The 1,688-nt window shown below is 69.2% G+C and carries 3 protein-coding genes; 1 reads left to right on the forward strand and 2 read right to left on the reverse strand.

The window, feature by feature from the left end; all coding sequences use genetic code 11:
• Positions 1–73 precede the first annotated feature (73 nt).
• Together ACFX4F_RS21310 and ACFX4F_RS21315 are read right to left on the reverse strand one after the other, a co-directional pair.
• On the reverse strand, positions 74–436 hold the full coding sequence (locus tag ACFX4F_RS21310) for a TfoX/Sxy family protein (protein ID WP_108265052.1): 363 nt from the start codon (positions 434–436) through the stop codon (positions 74–76).
• Positions 433–915 (reverse strand): GAF domain-containing protein, encoded by a 483-nt coding sequence (locus ACFX4F_RS21315; RefSeq protein ID WP_380658363.1) that lies wholly within the window; start codon positions 913–915, stop codon positions 433–435. Before ACFX4F_RS21315 ends, ACFX4F_RS21310 begins: the two co-directional genes overlap by 4 nt.
• Before the next feature lie 68 nt (positions 916–983).
• On the opposite strand from ACFX4F_RS21315, the gene bioD reads away from it, so the two are divergent.
• Positions 984–1,670: a dethiobiotin synthase gene (gene bioD / locus ACFX4F_RS21320; protein ID WP_380658365.1), complete on the forward strand. Its 687-nt coding sequence runs from the start codon at positions 984–986 to the stop codon at positions 1,668–1,670.
• Positions 1,671–1,688 lie beyond the last annotated feature (18 nt).

Genomic DNA, 1,688 nt, shown 5'->3' on the forward strand with positions numbered 1-1,688 from the left:
GCGCCGGGCCATGCCCGGCGGATTCCACATCACCCGCGCTACGCGCTCGCCGGGCATGGCCCGGCGCTACCGATCAATCCTCGTCGGTGCTTTCGGCCATGCCTTCTTCGCCGTCGTCCTCGGCGTCGAAGCGCTGCTCATGCACCGGGCCCGATGCCGGACCTGCCGCCTTCAGCGGATGCACGGCGATACGCGCTTCGTAGTCCTGCACCAGCGCGGTACGCTGCGGTTCGCTCAGTTCCTGCCAGTGGCAATCCAGCAGCGCACCTTCCAGCGAATACAGCAGGTTGAGGCTGGGCTTGAAGCCGGCACGCTTGACCTTGACGAAGGCGCCGACGGCACCGATGGCGACCAGATCCTCGCGGCTGCGCAGACCCACCTGGCGCAGCCATGCCGCACTCTTCGGGCCGATGTTGCGCAGCTTGACCGCGCTCACGCCAACGCCCCGACGAACACCTGGGCGATGGCTTCCAGACCGGCCTGGTCCTCAGCATCGAAGCGGCCGACGACCGGGCTGTCGATATCGAACACGCCGATCAGCTCCTCACCCCGGAGCAGCGGCACCACCAGCTCCGAGCGCGATGCGGCATCGCAGGCGATGTGGCCGGGGAAGGCGTCCACGTCTTCGATGCGCTGGGTCACGCGCTGGCTGGCGGCCGCACCGCACACGCCCTTGTCCAGCGGAATGCGCACGCAGGCCGGCAGGCCTTGGAACGGACCGACCACCAGTTCCTTGCCGTCATACAGGTAGAAGCCGACCCAGTTCAGGTCGGGCAGGGCGTGGTAGACCAGTGCAGCGAGGTTGGCCGCATTGGCGATGCGGTCGGACTCGCCGTAGACCAGGCCACGGGCCTGTTCCAGCAGCTGGGCGTATTGTTCCGGCTTGCTGCCGGTGAGCGAGGCGTTGGCGAACATGGCCGCAGTCTAGCAAGCGTGCCGGGCCGGCGATAATGCACACACTGTTTCCCCGTTGGAGCCCATCGATGCCGTTGCCCGCCACGCTACCGCCTGCCCTGTTCGTCACCGGCACCGATACCGAGATCGGCAAGACCGCCGCCAGTACCGCGCTGCTGCACGCGCTGCGCCGGCGCGGCCTGCGCGCGGTGGGCATGAAGCCGGTGGCCAGCGGCAGCCACGATCCGGGGCAGGGGCTGCGCAACGACGACGCGCTGGCACTGCAGGCCGCCAGCCTGCCGGTGCCGGACTACGCCGATCTGAACCCCTACGCATTGCGCCAGCCGTTGGCGCCGGAGCTGGCGGCGGCAGAAGATGGCGTGCACATCGAACTGGCCCCGATCGTGGCGGCCTTCGAACGCCTGCGCGCACAGGCCGACGTGGTGGTGGTCGAAGGCGTGGGCGGCTGGCTGGCGCCGCTGTCGGCGCAGCTGGACCAGCGTGATCTGGTGCGAGCGCTGCGGCTGCCGGTGGTGCTGGTGGTCGGCATGCGCCTGGGCTGCGTCAACCACGCGCGGTTGACCGCGGAATCGCTGCAGGCCAGCGGCGTGGACTGCGTGGGCTGGATCGGCAACCACATCGATCCGTCGATGCAGCGCCAGGATGAGAATTTCGCGACCCTGCAGCAGCGCCTGCCGATGCCCTGCTGGGGACGGCTGCCGCATCTGCCGGAAGCCGGTGGCGAAGCATTGAGCACACACCTGCACGACGCGTGAGGGTAGCGGCGGGGCCGG

The organism is Stenotrophomonas sp. YIM B13575 (assembly GCF_042787595.1).
In the GTDB taxonomy this organism is placed as follows: Bacteria; Pseudomonadota; Gammaproteobacteria; order Xanthomonadales; family Xanthomonadaceae; genus Stenotrophomonas; species Stenotrophomonas lactitubi_B.

Bases quoted from the DNA above. Each gene is read 5' to 3' on its own strand.
- ACFX4F_RS21315 (WP_380658363.1), bottom strand. From the start codon at position 915: ATGTTCGCCAACGCCTCGCTCACCGGCAGCAAGCCGGAACAATACGCC.
- bioD (WP_380658365.1), top strand. From the start codon at position 984: ATGCCGTTGCCCGCCACGCTACCGCCTGCCCTGTTCGTCACCGGCACC.